Source organism: Ensifer sp. Root1252 (assembly GCF_001425885.1).
Classification (GTDB): Bacteria; Pseudomonadota; Alphaproteobacteria; order Rhizobiales; family Rhizobiaceae; genus Ensifer; species Ensifer canadensis.
Map to the genome: position 1 here is coordinate 185,692 of NZ_LMDT01000058.1, position 15,392 is coordinate 201,083.

Consider the following 15,392-nt stretch of genomic DNA (forward strand, 5'->3'; position numbering starts at 1 on the left):
TCACCAGCGCTCCGATAGATATGTCGACGGCCGTCCGCAAGCGGGCGGATTTCTTATATTCGGTGCACCGGGGAGGTGTATCGGCAAAACTGAACCGCTCAGTTATTGGAGGCAGGAATGTTGAAATCCATTAAAACCACGTTGCTCAGCGCAACCTTGCTCGGCTTGTCCTTTGCCGGCCACGCCTATGCTGAGACCACACTCAATGCGCTGTTCATGGCGCAGGCGGCCTATAGCGAAGCCGACGTGCGCGCCATGACCGAGGCCTTCACCAAGGCCAATCCCGACGTGAAGGTGAACCTCGAATTCGTTCCCTACGAAGGCCTGCATGACAAGACCGTGCTGGCGCAGGGCTCCGGCGGCGGCTACGACGTCGTGCTCTTCGACGTGATCTGGCCGGCCGAATACGCCGCCAACAAGGTGCTGGTCGACGTCTCCGACCGGATCACCGACGAGATGAAATCCGGCGTGCTGCCGGGCGCCTGGACGACGGTCGAATATGACGCCAAGCGCTACGGCATGCCTTGGATCCTCGACACAAAATACCTGTTCTACAACAAGGAAATCCTTGAAAAGGCCGGCATCAAGGCGCCGCCGAAAACCTGGGACGAACTGACGGAACAGGCCAAGATCATCAAGGACAAGGGGTTGCTCGCAACGCCGATCGCCTGGAGCTGGTCGCAGGCCGAAGCCGCGATCTGCGACTACACCACGCTTGTCAGCGCCTATGGCGGCAAGTTCATCGACGGCGGCAAGCCTGCCTTCACGTCCGGCGGCGGTCTCGACGCGCTCAACTACATGGTCACGAGCTATTCGTCGGGCCTGACCAATCCGAACTCGAAGGAATTCCTCGAGGAAGACGTTCGCAAGGTCTTCCAGAACGGTGAAGCCGCCTTCGCGCTCAACTGGACCTACATGTACAACCTCGCCAACGACCCCAAGGAAAGCAAGGTTGCCGGCAAGGTCGGCGTCGTGCCGGCACCGGGTGTTGCGGGCAAGAGCGAGGTGTCGGCCGTCAACGGGTCGATGGGCCTCGGCATCACCTCGACCAGCAAGCACCCGGACGAAGCGTGGAAGTACATCGTCCACATGACATCGCAGCCGACGCAGAATGCCTATGCCAAGCTGAGCCTGCCGATCTGGGCCTCGTCCTATGAAGACGCCAATGTCACCAAGGGCCAGGAAGAGCTGATCGCCGCCGCCAAGCTCGGCCTTGCCGCCATGTATCCGCGCCCGACGACGCCGAAGTACCAGGAGCTTTCGACAGCCCTGCAGCAGGCGATCCAGGAAGCGTTGCTTGGACAGGCCTCCGCCGAGGATGCACTCAAGACCGCCGCCGAAAACAGCGGTCTCTGATCCCACGGCTTCGACCTCCCGGGTGGCCCTGCCGCCCGGGACTTGCCGGAACGGTTTCACCGGCAATAGCATGAGCCCACGGCATAATTCCTTAAATCGGAATCGACTTAAGGAATTATGCCGCAGGTTTAAAGCGCTACAGCGTGCTTTGCGCGTCATATCTGATGCGCGGCGCTGTAGATGGCCTAAAAGGTTTCCATCCCATGTCCGGTACCTGGATAACAACACGCGCGTGGCTGCTGATGCTGCCGCTGCTCGCAGTCATGATCGCTGTCATCGGTTGGCCGTTGGTCGACACCGTCAGGCTTTCGTTCACTGACGCAAAGCTCGTCGGCACCGAAGGCAGCTTCGTCGGCCTCGACAACTATGCCAAGGTGCTCGGCGGTTCGAACTTCATGCGGGCCTTGGTCACGACCACATGGTTTGCGGTTGTCTCGGTGACCGCCGAAATGGTGATCGGCGTGCTGGCGGCCCTGCTGCTCAATCAGCAATTCCGCGGCCGCACGGCATTGCGCGCCTTGATGATCCTGCCCTGGGCGCTGCCGACGGTCGTCAACGCGACGCTGTGGCGGCTGATCTATAATCCGGAATATGGTGCACTGAACGCGGCCCTGATGCAGATCGGCCTGATCGACAGCTATCGCTCCTGGCTCGGCGAGCCCAGCTCGGCGCTGACAGCCCTGATCGTCGCCGACTGCTGGAAGAACTTTCCGCTCGTTGCCCTGATCGCGCTTGCAGCTCTCCAGGCGGTGCCGCGCGACATCACGGCCGCCTCGCTCGTCGATGGCGCAGGCCCGTTCAACCGCTTCCGCTATGTCATCATGCCCTATCTCGCCGGCCCTCTGCTCGTGGCGCTGGTGCTGCGCACAATCGAAGCCTTCAAGGTCTTCGACCTCATCTGGGTGATGAAACGCGGCGGCCCGGCCAACAGCACGCGCACGCTGTCGATCCTCGTCTATCAGGAAGCTTTCTCGTTTCAGCGGGCAGGGTCCGGCGCCTCGCTGGCGCTGATCGTCACACTGCTGGTGACCGTACTTGCGGTCGCCTATGCCGCACTTGTGCGCAAAGCCGCGGGAGCCACCTGATGGAACGCCAGAGCCCACTGTTCACTGCCTTCATCTACGCCTGCGCCCTGTTGCTGACGGCCGTCATCCTGGCGCCTGTTGTGTGGCTCTTCGTCATGAGCATCTCGTCTGCGGCCGACCTTTCGGCAAAGCCGCTCAACTGGTGGCCTGATGAGATCGATCTGTCGCGCTATGGGCTGCTGCTGACCACGCTCGAAAACACCGCCGGCGCGGCCTTCGTCGCTTCGCTCTTCAATAGCCTGAAGGTCGCCGGCATGGCGACGCTTGCCGCCATCGCCGTTGCCATTCCCTCGGCCTGGGCCGTGTCGCGCACGCCCACCGTCTCCTGGTCGCTTTACGCGGTGATCGCCACCTACATGCTGCCGCCGGTGGCGCTGGCGGTGCCGCTCTATATGGGCCTTGCCACTCTCGGCCTGTTGAATTCGGTCTTCGGCCTTGCACTCGTCTATCTCACCATCCTTGCGCCCTTCACCACCTGGCTGCTGAAGTCCGGCTTCGATTCCATTCCCAAGGAGATCGAGAGCGCTGCCATGATGGACGGCGCCAGGCTGGATCAGATCCTCAGGCTGATCACCCTGCCGCTCGCCGCCCCCGTGATGGCGACCTCGGCACTCTTTGCCTTTCTGCTTGCCTGGGACGAATTCTTCTATGCGCTGCTGTTCACCTCGGACCTGCGCGCAAAAACCCTGACGGTCGCCATCGCCGATCTCGCCGGCGGCCGCGTTTCCGACTACGGACTGATTGCGACCGCCGGCGTGCTAGCCGCCCTGCCTCCGGTGCTGATCGGCCTCATCATGCAAAAAGCCCTGATCTCCGGGCTCACCAGCGGCGGCGTCAAGGGATGACCATGAGCGATACCACAAACCGCCCGGCCGGGCTCATTGCAATAGACCGCGAAATGGCCCGTCAGGCCGCTGACGCCGTCGCCTCGTTCCACGCCGCACAGGCGCTCAACGGCAGGATCGCTGCATCGCTCAGATCGACCGGCAAGCTGTTACTGCTCGGAATGGGCGGCTCGCATGCGGTTGGTCGCGCGCTCGAACCGCTCTACCGGGCCCACGGCATCGACGCGATCGCGCTGCCGCTGTCCGAACAGCTGGGCCAGCCGCTGGCGATCGAAGGCAAGACGATCCTCGTCACGTCGCAGTCCGGTGAAAGTGCGGAGGTTCTGCGCTGGTTCGCCGAGACCAATGGGGCGACCGGCGACACCTTCGGCCTGACCCTCGAAGAGGGATCCTTCTTGGCCCGCAGCGCCCCATCGCTGGTCGGCGTCGGTGGCACCGAAAAGGCATTTGCCGCGACACGCAGCCTGACGATCAGCTTCGCGCTGCACCTCTCGATCCTTGCCGCCCTCGGAGACGACGCATCTGCGGCATTGCAGGCGATCGAAGCGCCTCAGGCGCCCGACACGACTTCGGCGCTCGCAGCGCTTGCGGATGTCCGCGCCGTGGTAACGTCCGGCCGCCAACTTCAGGGACTTGCCGAAGCGATCGGGCTCGGTCTGACCGAGTTGTCCCGGCTGCCCTGCTTCTCGCTCGAAGGCGGGCAGCTGCGGCACGGGCCAATGGAAATGCTCGGCCCGTCGGTCGGCGTCGTCTTGTTTCGCGCCGCCGATGCAACTGCCGGCCTCGTCAGCGTCATGGCGGTTTCCGCAGCCGAAGCCGGTTCTCCGGTTGTCGTCTTTGATGCCTCCGGCGAGGCACCAATCCCTGGCGTGACCACGCTTTCCTTCAAACCGGCCGCCGGCATGGCCGCGATCTTTGCGATGCTGCCTGTGGCGCAGTTGTTCATGATCGCCTTTGCCGAGGCGCGTGTCGTCGATGCCGGAACGCCGGTCCGATCGACCAAGATTACCCGGAGCGAATGAAGCATGCGTCCTCTTGTCGTCATCGGCAACGTCAACGTCGATCTGATCCTCGGGCCGGCCGCACCCTGGCCAAAGGCCGGCACCGAAATCATCGTCGATCACGATGAGCTGCGCGTCGGCGGCTGCGCCGGCAACAGCGCGCTTGCCTGGGATTCGCTTGGGGTCGATTATGCGATCGCCGCCAACATCGGTAACGACCAGTTCGGCACCTGGCTGAAAGACGCCTTTGCCGAGCGGGCCAGTGGCTGGCCGGTCGAAAACGTCGGCACGACGCTGTCGGTCGGCATTACCCATCCGGACGGCGAGCGCACCTTCTTCACCACCCGTGGACACCTACCGCTCTTAAATTTCGACGAAATCCGGACAATGCTCGACGGCGAGCACCTGCGTGGCGGCCTGGCGCTGCTTGCCGGCTCCTTCCTCACCGACGCGCTGACCGCCGCCTATGACGATGTCTTCGACTGGGCCGAGGCGCATGACATCGCCGTGGCACTCGACACCGGCTGGCCGCTCGACGGCTGGACGGATGCCAACTGCGCGGCGACAATCGGCTGGCTGAAACGCTGTCGGCTCGCGCTCTTCAACGAGGTCGAGACGACGACGCTGACGGGCCTTGTCGATGCGGCAGAGGCAGCGCGCGCGCTCAAGTCCCACATGCCGGCCGACGCGATCGTCGTCGTCAAGCGCGGGCCGAACGGCGCCCTTGCCCTCGGCCCGACCGGAGACATCGTCTCCGTCGTCGCGCCTGCGGTCAACGTGATCGACACGATCGGCGCGGGCGACGTGTTCAACGCCGGTTTCCTTGCAGCCCTTGCCGCCGGCATGCCGTTGGAGCATTGCCTTCGCACCGGCGTCACCATCGCCTCGGAGGCAATCTCGACGCTGCCGCGCAGCTATGGAAAAACCTTTTCCGCCATTCTCCAGGAGACGATCGCATGAGCGCGCTTGAGATCTGCAACATCCACAAGCGCTACGGCGAAGTCGAAACGCTGAAGGGCATCGACATCGCGCTGGAAAGCGGCGAGTTTCTCGTGCTGCTCGGCTCTTCGGGCTGCGGCAAGTCGACCCTGCTCAATATCATCGCCGGCCTTGCCGAGCCGAGCGGCGGCGATATCCGCATCGGGCCCCGGTCGATCATCGGGACGCACCCAAAGGATCGCGACATCGCCATGGTGTTCCAATCCTATGCGCTCTACCCAAACATGAGCGTTGCCCGCAACATCGGTTTCGGCCTGGAAATGCGCAAAGTTCCGGCGCCGGAACGGGAAAAGGCAGTCATTGAGACAGCGAAGCTGCTGCAGATCGAAAACCTGCTTGAGCGCAAGCCGAGCCAGCTCTCTGGCGGCCAGCGACAGCGCGTCGCCATCGGCCGGGCGCTCGTGCGAAACCCGCAGGTTTTCCTCTTCGACGAGCCGCTGTCGAACCTCGATGCCAAGCTGCGCATGGAGATGCGCACGGAGCTGAAGCGCCTGCACCAATTGCTGAAGACGACGGTTGTTTATGTCACCCATGACCAGATCGAGGCGATGACGCTTGCTACGCGCATCGCCGTCATGCGCGACGGCCGCATCGAACAGCTCGGCACGCCGGAAGAGATCTACGATCGCCCGGCCACGCTTTATGTCGCGGGCTTCGTTGGCTCACCGCCGATGAACATTTTTGAGGCGGAAGTATCAGACAGCAGTTTGCGCGTGGAAGGCGGCGACCAGCCGATCGCCCTGCCGGCGCGTTTTCATGGCAAGGTGCAGAATGGCCAACGCGTCAAGGTCGGCATCCGCCCGGAGGCGCTGCGGCTGGCAACGGACGAGTCCAATGCACTGCGGCTGACGGCGCGCGTCGAGGTTGTCGAGCTGACCGGCCCTGAACTGGTGGTGACGGCGCGCATCGGCGACCAGCGCATCACCGCCTGCCTGCCGCCGCGCACGCAGCTGGCCATCGATGCGGAGCGAACATTCGCTTTCGACGAGGGCGCCTTGCATCTGTTCGACCCGGAAACCGGTCGGTCCTTGCTTTCCGGTTGATGCGGAAAGGGGCTCGCTCGGTCCCGGCGCCTATCGCGTACCCAAAGCGAGTGGCGAAGTGACGCTCGATATGTCGACCTGCGGCGGAGGCGCCGCAAGCACTGTTCCGCGGCCTCGTGCCCGGATGCCACGACCGCCCCTACCAACGGTATTTGTGCATCAGTTGAACGACGAGGTTTTCAGGAATTCGGCCAGGCGCTCGGTCTGCGGCTTCAGGAACATTTCCCGCGGATTGCCCTCTTCGCCGATGCGCCCCTGGTTCATGAAGATCACCCGGGAAGACACCTCGTAGGCAAACCGCATCTCGTGCGTCACGAGCAACATGCTCATCCCGTCCTCCGCCAGCCCCTTGATCACCTGCAGCACCTCGTTGACAAGCTCCGGATCGAGCGCAGAGGTCACCTCGTCGAACAGCATCAGCTTCGGGTTCATGGCAATCGCCCGGGCGATCGCCACACGTTGCTGCTGACCGCCCGAAAGCTGGCCGGGAAAATGATCCCTGTGCGAGAGCAACCCCACCCGGTCCAGCCACTTCTCGGCGACCGACCGTGCTTCGTCCCGCCCCATGCCGCGCACCTTGATAAGGCCGAGCATGACGTTCTTCGCCGCGCTCATGTGCGGAAAGAGGTTGAACTGCTGGAACGCCATGCCGGTCATTGCCCGCTGGCGGGCGATTTCCTTTTCCCGCTTGCGCCGCCTGACGCCGCCGACGGTGTCATAGCCGATCTCTTGGCCGTCAATGCGGATCGACCCGCCCTGGAACTCCTCCAGCATATTGATGCAGCGCAGCATCGTCGTCTTGCCCGAGCCGCTGGAGCCGATGATCGAAATGACCTCGCCCTGCGCCATGGTGCAATCGACGCCCTTCAGCACCTCGACGGGGCCATAACGCTTGTGGAGGTCGCGGATTTCAAGAAGTGTCTGGGTCATCGGATCCGGTGCCTCACGATGGGACGGCGGTCTTGCGTTCGACGTAACGGCCGAAGCGCTCGATGCTGTAGTTGATGACGAAATAGAGGAAGCCGGCGAAGAAATAGAACTCGAGGCTCATGAAAGTGCGCGAGATCAGCTCCTGCGTGCGCAGCAAAAGCTCGGCGACGCCGATGATCGACAGCAGCGTCGAAGCCTTGACCATTTCGGCGGCGGTATTCACCCAGGCCGGCAGGGCCTGCCGCAAGGCCTGCGGGCCAAGCACATAGGCAAAAGTCTGCGGGTATGTCAGGCCGATCGCCTTGGCCGCCTCCGTCTGCCCTTTGGGGATCGCCTGAAGCGCGCCGCGGACCAGTTCTCCCACATGCGAGCTGCAGAAAACCGAAAGGGCGAGAATGCCGGCCTGAAACGGCCCGAGGTCGATGCCGATGGTGCTGAGGACGTAATAGCTGGCGAGAACCAGCACCAGCACCGGCGTGCCGCGGATGAAGTCGGTATAGCCGCGCACGATGAAGCGCACGGGTTTGTAGCCGTAGGTCAGGGCGAGACCGACGAAGACGCCGAGCACCGTCCCGACAACGATGGACAGGAAAGAAATGGAAATCGATACGCCGAGCCCCTTGAGAAGGGGGAGGCGGGCGATCCAGAGCTGGTCGAGGAATGCGGAAAGATCCATGGCGATCACCTCGGCACGGCAAGTCGGCGCTCGACCGCGCGCATCAATGCCGCGAGAAGCGAGCAGGTGGCGACATAGAGGCAACTGGCGACGATCCACGTCTCGATCACCCGGAAGCTTTCAACATTGATCTTGCGCGCCTCGAAGGTCAGTTCGGGAACGGCGATCGCGGCGGCAAGCGAGGTATCCTTGAACAAGGAGATCATCGTGCTGCTAAGTGAGGGAAGTACATTGCGCAGCATCAGCGGCAGGATGATCGAGGTGCGGATCTGCATTTCCGTGAGCCCGATCGCCAGTCCCGCCTCCCTTTGGCCAGGAGGCACGGAAAGCAACCCGCCGCGGAACACCTCGGCGAGATAGGCGCCGGAATAGATCGCCAGCGTCAGCACGAAACTCTCGATCTTGCCTAGCCTGACGCCAAGCTGCGGCAGGGCAAAGTAGCTGAACAGCACCAGCACCAGGATCGGCGTGTTGCGGATCGCGGTCACATAGAAGCCGGCCGGCTTGCGTAGAACCATGGACTTCGACACCAGCCCGAAGGCGGTGACGAGGCCGATGAGACAACCGGCGAGGATCGCCGCGAAGGCGAGGCCGAGACTGAGAGCCAGACCTTCGAGCAGAAGGTCGAAAGACCGCCAGACTGCGGCGAAATTCAACTGATAACCCATGTCTTCAGCCATCCATGCCGACAGGACAGGCGTCGATCCCGCACGAGTACGGGATCGACCGAACGGAAGCGCCTACTTGAATTCGACCGGAAAGCCGATCTGCGGCGGCGTCAGGTCCTTGCCGAACCAGGTCTTGAACGACTTCGCATAGAAATCGAAATCCACCCCGGTCATGGCTTCGTGCAGCGCGGTGTTGACGAAGTTCAGCCAGTCCTGATCCCCGCGCTTGACGCCGCAGGCATAGGTCTGCGGATTCCAGCCATAGCCGGCGTCCTTGTAGCGATCGGGGTTCTGGGTCATATACCAGGCGAGCGACGACTGGTCGGTGGCCACCGTATCGGCGCGGCCGGATTCGAGCGCCTGATAGATGAGGTCGACGGATTCATACTGATCGACGGTCGCTTCCGGCAATGCCGCATGCACCATCGCCTCGGCATAGACATTCTGCAGCACCGACACGGTCACCGAGGAGCCGGCAGCCTTCAGCGCCGCATAGTCGGCATATTTGCCATCCGACTTCAGCATCAGGCCGACGCCTTCGCGATAATAGGGGATGGTGAAGGCAATCTGCTGGGCGCGCTCGCCGGTCACAGTCATGAACTGGCAGGTGATGTCCACCTTGTTGGTGGTAATGTTCGGGATACGGGCGTCGGACGACTGGTTGACGTATTCGATCTTTTCCGGGTCGCCGAACAGCGCCTTGGCGATGATCCGGCCCATGTCGACATCGAAGCCCTGCAGCTTGTCTTCGGCGCTCTTGAAGTGCCACGGCGCATTGGTGCTGCCGGTGCCGAGCACCAGATGACCGCGCGCGAGAACTTCGTCGAGTTTGCTCGCTGGCTGCTGCGCCTGTGCCGGCAAGGTAATGGAGGCGGCTGCGATGGCGGCAGCCGCGAGAACTGTCTTGATCATCTGCATTCTCCCATTTTTGGGTTCCCGTCATTGTTCCATTATACAGTATTACAATCCTGAATAATGGATTGACGTATGAAATGCCGACGGTCATAACTTGTCAAGGGTGGATGATGTAGCTTCCCCGTGTGCCGCGCCCGACAAAAGGAAGTGATGAGCGATGCCCCTGCCGATCGAAACGCCCGCCGTGCTGGTCGATATCGAGATCGCCAAGCGCAACATCCGCACGTTCCAGGACTACGCGGACATCAACGGCATCCGCGTTCGGCCGCATATCAAGACCCACAAGTTGCCGCAGATGGCTGAGTTACAGCTCGACGCCGGCGCCATCGGCATCACCTGCCAGAAGGTGACCGAAGCTGAAGCGATGGTGGACGGTAGTGCGCGGATCAACGATGTCCTCATCACCTACAACATTCTCGGAACGCCCAAGCTCGACCGGCTCGAGCGCCTTAACGGACGCATCGCGCTGGCAGTCGTCGCCGACAACGAGACGGTCATCAATGGACTTTCCCGTCACTTCTCGACCAAGGACAAGCCGCTTCGGGTGTTCGTCGAATGCAACACCGGCGCGGACCGTTGTGGCGTCGCTTCGCCCGTGGAAGCCGCCCGTCTGGCCCGCCTGATCAATGATGCCAAGGGTATCGAATTCGCCGGCCTGATGACCTACCCGCCGATTGCCGGCGAGGCAAAGGTTCAGGCCTTCATGAGCGAGGCCAAGCGCCTGATTGAGGCGGACGGCCTGACCGTGCCTGCGATCACCTCAGGCGGCACGCCGAGCATGATGCATGCTGCCGGCGCGCCTGTTGCAACCGAATATCGGCCCGGCACCTATATCTACAACGACCGTTCCCTCGTTTCGCGCGGCGTCGCAACCTGGGACGACTGCGCCCTCACCGTACTGGCGACCGTCGTCTCGGTGCCTTCTGAGCACCGTGCGATCATCGATGCGGGCAGCAAGGTTCTGACCGCCGACCTCCTAGGCCTCACCGGCTATGGCCATGTGCTTGGCCGCGACGACATCCGCATAGACCAGCTCTCGGAGGAACACGGCCGACTTGTGACCGACGGACCGATCGGCCTGACGGTCGGGCAGCAGCTGCGCATCGTTCCCAATCACGCCTGCGTCGTGACCAACATGGTCGACGCCGTGCATATCGTCGAAGGCGACGAGCCGAAGGCCATCTGGCCGATTGTCGCCCGCGGCCACGTGCTCTAGCGGGTTTGTTGCTGCGGCAACCGTTCTTTGGCTGAGTTTTCCTAGGCCCCGCTTCGTCCCAGAAGGGTCGCATCCCTAGCAGTCCCGTGCCCAAACCGCGTCCATACGGCCGCCCGATCACATAGCCCATCCGGAATTTTGATGTGCGCGTCAAAGGGCTCATGCTATTCTCCGCCCGGTTCGCCACTGACAGGAGATCGGCGACCAGACGGGCGTTGGGCAAACCGTTCCTTAAAAAGGCACAACAACGATAGGACTTTTCCCGATAGCCACCTCCCGCATCATCAGTTTGCGTTGAAGCAGTCAATTAAATTGATAGTTTTATCTGGTAACCGATGGAGGTCGAGATGGGCTTTGGACGAATTACCGGAATTGTGGGACTGGCAATTGTAGTCGGAGGCCTGCAGCTTGGTGCTGCAAGTGTGGCTTTTGCCGACACGACGATCCTGAACGTGTCCTATGACCCGACACGTGAACTTTACAAGGACTTCAACGCTGCCTTCGCTGAAAAGTGGAAGGCGGACACCGGCGAAACCGTGACGATCCAGACATCGCATGGCGGCTCCGGCAAGCAGGCCCGCTCCGTGATCGACGGACTGCAGGCCGACGTCGTGACGCTGGCGCTTGAGGCGGACATCGACGCGATCGCCAAGGAAACCGGAAAGATCCCGGCAGACTGGAAGACCAAGTTCGAAAATAACAGCGCACCCTACACGTCGACGATCGTCTTCCTGGTGCGCAAGGGCAACCCGAAAGGCATCAAGGACTGGGGCGATCTCGTCAAGGACGACATCCAGGTGATTACGCCGAACCCGAAGACCTCGGGCGGCGCGCGCTGGAACTTCCTGGCAGCCTGGGCCTACGCACGTGCGGCCAATGGCGGCGACGATCCCAAGGCGCAGGCATTCGTTACCGATCTGTTCAAGCATGTGCCGGTGCTCGATACCGGTGCGCGCGGCTCGACCACGACCTTCGTCCAGCGCGGCCTTGGCGACGTGCTGCTCGCCTGGGAAAACGAAGCCTATCTTTCGCTCGAGGAACTCGGCCCGGATAATTTCGACATCATCACGCCGTCGATCTCGATCAAGGCCGAGCCGCCGGTCGCGCTGGTTGACGGCAATGTCGATGCCAAGGGTACGCGCAAGGTCGCCGAGGCCTATCTCGGTTACCTCTACAGCGACGCCGGCCAGAAAATCGCGGCGAAGCATTACTATCGCCCGTTCAAGCCGGCGGCTGCCGACCCCAAGGATGTCGCTCGCTTCGGTGATCTCAAGCTGGTGACGATCGAGGACTTTGGCGGCTGGAAGGAAGCGCAACCGAAGTTCTTCGGCGACGGTGGTGTGTTCGACCAGATCTACAAGCCGGGGCAATAATCGACCCTGTTCATGACATGAGAAGATCGGCCGGACCATTCGATCCGGCCGATCCCGTGCTACAGCGCCGCGCGTCAAATATGACGCGCAAAGGGACGCTGTAGCGCTTTGAACTTGCTGCAAATTTCCTCGTAAAACCGTTTCCGATTTGAGGAGGAAATTGTGCAGTGGGCCCACGTGGGGATTGCGGGCATCATTGAGGACCGCTTGGGTTTTTTGCCTTGGGCATGAGAGGTGAGTTGGATTTGAGAGAGCATGGCCACAACAGGCGCTGGCGGTTTCGCCAGCCGAGTGTGCTTCCGGGGTTTGGTCTGGCGCTCGGCGTCACGCTATTTTGGCTGGTGCTGATCATCCTCATCCCGCTGTCGGGCCTGATCTGGCGTTCGAGCGGCCTTGGCTGGTCGCAGTTCATGACGCTGGCGCTCGACACCCGCACGCTCAATGCCTTGCGCATCAGTTTCGGCACGGCCTTYGTCGCCGCCATCGTCAATCTGATCTTCGGCGTCATCCTCGCCTGGGTGCTGGTGCGCTATCGTTTYCCCGGCAAGCGGGTGATCGACGCCATGGTCGACCTGCCGTTCGCGCTGCCGACGGCGGTCGCCGGCATTGCGCTGGCGACACTGTATGCCCCGAACGGCTGGATCGGCGCGCTGCTGGCCCCACTTGGCATCAAGATCGCCTTTACCCCCGTCGGCATCGTCATCGCGCTGATCTTCGTCGGCCTGCCCTTCGTCGTCCGGACCGTGCAGCCGATCATGGAGGAGATCGACAAGGAAGTGGAGGAGGCCGCCGCCACGCTCGGCNCCCGGCAAGCGGGTGATCGACGCCATGGTCGACCTGCCGTTCGCGCTGCCGACGGCGGTCGCCGGCATTGCGCTGGCGACACTGTATGCCCCGAACGGCTGGATCGGCGCGCTGCTGGCCCCACTTGGCATCAAGATCGCCTTCACCCCCATCGGCATCGTCATCGCGCTGATCTTCGTCGGCCTGCCCTTCGTCGTCCGGACCGTGCAGCCGATCATGGAGGAGATCGACAAGGAAGTGGAGGAGGCCGCCGCCACGCTCGGCGCCAGCCGYTTCCAGACGATCCGCCGGGTGCTGTTGCCGGGACTGCTGCCGGCTGGGCTGACCGGCTTTGCGCTCGCCTTTGCCCGCGGCGTCGGTGAATACGGTTCGGTGATCTTCATCGCCGGCAACCTGCCCTACGTCTCCGAGATCGCCCCGCTTCTGATCGTCATCCGGCTGGARGAGTTYAATTATCCCGCCGCCACCGCCATTGCCGCGGTGATGCTGGTGATCTCCTTTGCCATGCTGCTCGTCATCAACTCGATCCAGGCCTGGAGCCGGCGGAGATATGTCTATGTCGCCTGATCTSRCTACAGCCGCCCATCACGTGCGCGCCGCCACCTCGGAAAGCCGCTTTGCTCGCTTAAGCCTGACGCTGGCAGCGCTTGCCTTCGTCGCCTTGTTCCTGCTGCTGCCGCTGGCCGCCGTCTTTACCGAGGCGCTGCGCAAGGGACCGGCCGAGTTCCTGTCGGCGCTTGGCGATGCCGAAACCTTTTCCGCCATCCGCCTGACGCTGATCGTCGCGGCCATCGCCGTGCCGCTCAACCTCGTCTTCGGCGTCGCCGCCGCCTGGGCGATCGCCAAGTTCGAGTTCATCGGCAAGGCCTTCCTGACGACGCTGATCGACCTGCCGTTCTCGGTCTCGCCGGTGATCTCCGGTCTGGTCTTCGTGCTTCTGTTCGGCTCGCACAGCCTCATCGGSCCGTGGCTGCAGAGCCATGGCATCCAGATCCTGTTTGCCGTGCCGGGACTGGTGCTGGCSACCGTCTTCGTCACCTTCCCCTTCGTTGCCCGCGAACTGATCCCGCTGATGCAGGAACAGGGCACCAGYGACGAGGAGGCGGCGCTGTCSYTSGGCGCGTCCGGCTGGCAGACSTTYTGGCATGTGACGCTGCCCAACATCAAATGGGGGCTGCTYTACGGCGTGCTCCTGTGCAACGCCCGCGCCATGGGCGAGTTCGGCGCGGTGTCGGTGGTCTCGGGCCATATTCGTGGCCAGACCAACACCATGCCGTTGCAGGTGGAAATCCTCTATAATGAATATAACTTCGTCGCCGCCTTTGCGGTTGCGACGTTGCTGGCGCTGCTGGCGCTGGTCACCCTCGTCTTGAAAACGGCGCTCGAGCTTCGCTACAGCGCCGAGATCGCCGCCAGCCGCAGGCATTGAAAGGTCCGGATYGTCATGGAAGTCCGCGTTCAGAACATACGCAAGGAATTCGGCCGCTTTCCGGCGCTCGACGATGTCTCGCTCGACATCCGCTCGGGCGAGCTGATCGCGCTCTTGGGCCCCTCCGGCTCGGGCAAGACGACGCTGTTGCGGCTGGTCGCCGGTCTCGAAAGCCCGACCGACGGCACGATCTTCTTCGGCGACGAGGATGCCTCGCAAAAGACCGTGCAAGAGCGCAACATCGGCTTCGTGTTCCAGCACTATGCCCTGTTCCGTCACATGACGGTGCTCGACAATGTCGCCTTCGGCCTCAAGGTGCGTCCGGCCAACCGCCGGCCACCGGCGGCCGACATCCGCAAGCGCGCGCTCGATCTCATCGATCTCGTCCAGCTCTCCGGGCTGGAGAAGCGTTATCCGGCGCAGCTGTCGGGCGGCCAGCGCCAGCGCGTGGCGCTYGCCCGCGCCATGGCGGTCGAGCCSAACGTGCTTCTGCTCGACGAGCCCTTCGGCGCACTCGATGCCCAGGTGAGGAAGGAACTCAGGCGCTGGCTGCGCGAGATCCACGACCGCACCGGCCACACCACCATCTTCGTCACCCATGACCAGGAAGAGGCGCTGGAGCTTGCCGACCGGGTGGTGGTGATGAGCAAGGGCACGATCGAACAGGTCGGCACCCCCGACGAGATCTACGACCATCCGGTCTCGCCGTTCGTCTACGGCTTTATCGGCCAGTCGAACGCGCTTGCCGTCACCCTTGCCAACGGCGAGATCTGGTTCGAGGACCGGCCGATCGGCCTCAGAGCCCCGACCGAGCCCGACGGCCCGGCCACCCTCTACTTCCGCCCGCACGACATCGAGCTGATCGATGGCTGTGGCGGCTGTCTCGCCGGCCTGGTCACCGCCAGCCGCCGCGTTGCCGGTACCCGCCATCTCGAACTCGACCTCGGCCGCAACCACCCACATGCCGAAATCGAACTGCCACCCGAGAGAACCACAACACAGGACCGCGCAAGGGTCGCATTCCGACCAACCAAGTGGAAGCTGTTCAGGGA

General features: G+C 62.8%; 15 protein-coding genes and 1 pseudogene. 12 read left to right on the forward strand and 4 right to left on the reverse strand.

From position 1 onward, the window contains the following. The first annotated feature begins 117 nt into the window (after window positions 1-117). The 6 genes from ASD02_RS35665 (at window position 118) to ugpC (ending at window position 6,329) form a co-directional block, all read left to right on the forward strand. Entirely contained in the window at window positions 118-1,356 is a 1,239-nt protein-coding gene (locus tag ASD02_RS35665) for an extracellular solute-binding protein (protein WP_025428479.1), read from the forward strand. Between the two features lie 203 nt (window positions 1,357-1,559). Continuing rightward, complete coding sequence (locus ASD02_RS35670) at window positions 1,560-2,441, forward strand: sugar ABC transporter permease (RefSeq protein ID WP_057220131.1); 882 nt, start codon at window positions 1,560-1,562, stop codon at window positions 2,439-2,441. Then, window positions 2,441-3,286: a carbohydrate ABC transporter permease gene (locus ASD02_RS35675; protein WP_057220132.1), complete on the forward strand. Its 846-nt coding sequence runs from the start codon at window positions 2,441-2,443 to the stop codon at window positions 3,284-3,286. The genes ASD02_RS35670 and ASD02_RS35675 overlap by 1 nt, the downstream gene beginning before the upstream one ends. After that, a complete protein-coding gene (locus ASD02_RS35680; protein WP_057218276.1) occupies window positions 3,283-4,308 on the forward strand; it encodes an aminotransferase in 1,026 nt (341 codons plus the stop codon). Before ASD02_RS35675 ends, ASD02_RS35680 begins: the two co-directional genes overlap by 4 nt. A 3-nt stretch (window positions 4,309-4,311) precedes the next feature. Next, window positions 4,312-5,247, forward strand: a complete 936-nt coding sequence (locus ASD02_RS35685) for a PfkB family carbohydrate kinase (protein ID WP_057220133.1) — start codon at window positions 4,312-4,314, stop codon at window positions 5,245-5,247. Then, a complete protein-coding gene (gene ugpC / locus ASD02_RS35690) occupies window positions 5,244-6,329 on the forward strand; it encodes a sn-glycerol-3-phosphate ABC transporter ATP-binding protein UgpC (protein ID WP_057220134.1) in 1,086 nt (361 codons plus the stop codon). Before ASD02_RS35685 ends, ugpC begins: the two co-directional genes overlap by 4 nt. Window positions 6,330-6,488: 159 nt before the next feature. Here ugpC and ASD02_RS35695 read toward each other — a convergent pair whose 3' ends face one another. From ASD02_RS35695 to ASD02_RS35710, 4 genes are all read right to left on the reverse strand, one after another. Continuing rightward, window positions 6,489-7,259, reverse strand: coding sequence for an amino acid ABC transporter ATP-binding protein (locus tag ASD02_RS35695; RefSeq protein ID WP_057220135.1), 771 nt, complete (start codon window positions 7,257-7,259; stop codon window positions 6,489-6,491). Between the two features lie 13 nt (window positions 7,260-7,272). Continuing rightward, on the reverse strand, window positions 7,273-7,935 hold the full coding sequence (locus tag ASD02_RS35700; RefSeq protein ID WP_057220136.1) for an amino acid ABC transporter permease: 663 nt from the start codon (window positions 7,933-7,935) through the stop codon (window positions 7,273-7,275). Between the two features lie 5 nt (window positions 7,936-7,940). Continuing rightward, window positions 7,941-8,603 (reverse strand): amino acid ABC transporter permease, encoded by a 663-nt coding sequence (locus tag ASD02_RS35705; RefSeq protein ID WP_057220137.1) that lies wholly within the window; start codon window positions 8,601-8,603, stop codon window positions 7,941-7,943. A gap of 72 nt (window positions 8,604-8,675) precedes the next feature. Continuing rightward, complete coding sequence (locus ASD02_RS35710; protein ID WP_057220138.1) at window positions 8,676-9,515, reverse strand: transporter substrate-binding domain-containing protein; 840 nt, start codon at window positions 9,513-9,515, stop codon at window positions 8,676-8,678. A 160-nt stretch (window positions 9,516-9,675) separates the two neighbouring features. On the opposite strand from ASD02_RS35710, the gene ASD02_RS35715 reads away from it, so the two are divergent. From ASD02_RS35715 to ASD02_RS35740, 6 genes and pseudogenes are all read left to right on the forward strand, one after another. Next, window positions 9,676-10,734 carry a D-TA family PLP-dependent enzyme gene (locus ASD02_RS35715; RefSeq protein ID WP_057220139.1) on the forward strand — a complete coding sequence of 353 codons (1,059 nt, stop codon included), beginning with the start codon at window positions 9,676-9,678 and terminating at the stop codon, window positions 10,732-10,734. A gap of 347 nt (window positions 10,735-11,081) precedes the next feature. Then, a complete protein-coding gene (locus ASD02_RS35720) occupies window positions 11,082-12,107 on the forward strand; it encodes a sulfate ABC transporter substrate-binding protein (RefSeq protein ID WP_057220144.1) in 1,026 nt (341 codons plus the stop codon). Between the two features lie 239 nt (window positions 12,108-12,346). Beyond that, on the forward strand, window positions 12,347-12,910 hold a 564-nt coding region (gene cysT, locus ASD02_RS35725; RefSeq protein ID WP_244494340.1), incomplete at its 3' end, for a sulfate ABC transporter permease subunit CysT. A 1-nt stretch (window position 12,911) separates the two neighbouring features. Further along, window positions 12,912-13,478 (forward strand): annotated as a pseudogene (gene cysT / locus ASD02_RS35730) (sulfate ABC transporter permease subunit CysT); the annotation flags it as partial. Further along, window positions 13,468-14,340: a sulfate ABC transporter permease subunit CysW gene (gene cysW / locus ASD02_RS35735; RefSeq protein WP_057247431.1), complete on the forward strand. Its 873-nt coding sequence runs from the start codon at window positions 13,468-13,470 to the stop codon at window positions 14,338-14,340. The pseudogene cysT (ASD02_RS35730) and the gene cysW, both read left to right, overlap by 11 nt. A 15-nt stretch (window positions 14,341-14,355) precedes the next feature. Continuing rightward, on the forward strand, window positions 14,356-15,392 hold a 1,037-nt coding region (locus ASD02_RS35740), incomplete at its 3' end, for a sulfate/molybdate ABC transporter ATP-binding protein (protein WP_057220140.1).

Excerpts from the sequence above, each read along its gene's own strand:
- ASD02_RS35665 (WP_025428479.1), top strand. The coding sequence starts at position 118 with ATGTTGAAATCCATTAAAACCACGTTGCTCAGCGCAACCTTGCTCGGC.
- ASD02_RS35670 (WP_057220131.1), top strand. The coding sequence starts at position 1,560 with ATGTCCGGTACCTGGATAACAACACGCGCGTGGCTGCTGATGCTGCCG.
- ASD02_RS35675 (WP_057220132.1), top strand. The coding sequence starts at position 2,441 with ATGGAACGCCAGAGCCCACTGTTCACTGCCTTCATCTACGCCTGCGCC.
- ASD02_RS35680 (WP_057218276.1), top strand. The coding sequence starts at position 3,283 with ATGACCATGAGCGATACCACAAACCGCCCGGCCGGGCTCATTGCAATA.
- ASD02_RS35685 (WP_057220133.1), top strand. The coding sequence starts at position 4,312 with ATGCGTCCTCTTGTCGTCATCGGCAACGTCAACGTCGATCTGATCCTC.
- ugpC (WP_057220134.1), top strand. The coding sequence starts at position 5,244 with ATGAGCGCGCTTGAGATCTGCAACATCCACAAGCGCTACGGCGAAGTC.
- ASD02_RS35695 (WP_057220135.1), bottom strand. The coding sequence starts at position 7,259 with ATGACCCAGACACTTCTTGAAATCCGCGACCTCCACAAGCGTTATGGC.
- ASD02_RS35700 (WP_057220136.1), bottom strand. The coding sequence starts at position 7,935 with ATGGATCTTTCCGCATTCCTCGACCAGCTCTGGATCGCCCGCCTCCCC.
- ASD02_RS35705 (WP_057220137.1), bottom strand. The coding sequence starts at position 8,603 with ATGGGTTATCAGTTGAATTTCGCCGCAGTCTGGCGGTCTTTCGACCTT.
- ASD02_RS35710 (WP_057220138.1), bottom strand. The coding sequence starts at position 9,515 with ATGATCAAGACAGTTCTCGCGGCTGCCGCCATCGCAGCCGCCTCCATT.
- ASD02_RS35715 (WP_057220139.1), top strand. The coding sequence starts at position 9,676 with ATGCCCCTGCCGATCGAAACGCCCGCCGTGCTGGTCGATATCGAGATC.
- ASD02_RS35720 (WP_057220144.1), top strand. The coding sequence starts at position 11,082 with ATGGGCTTTGGACGAATTACCGGAATTGTGGGACTGGCAATTGTAGTC.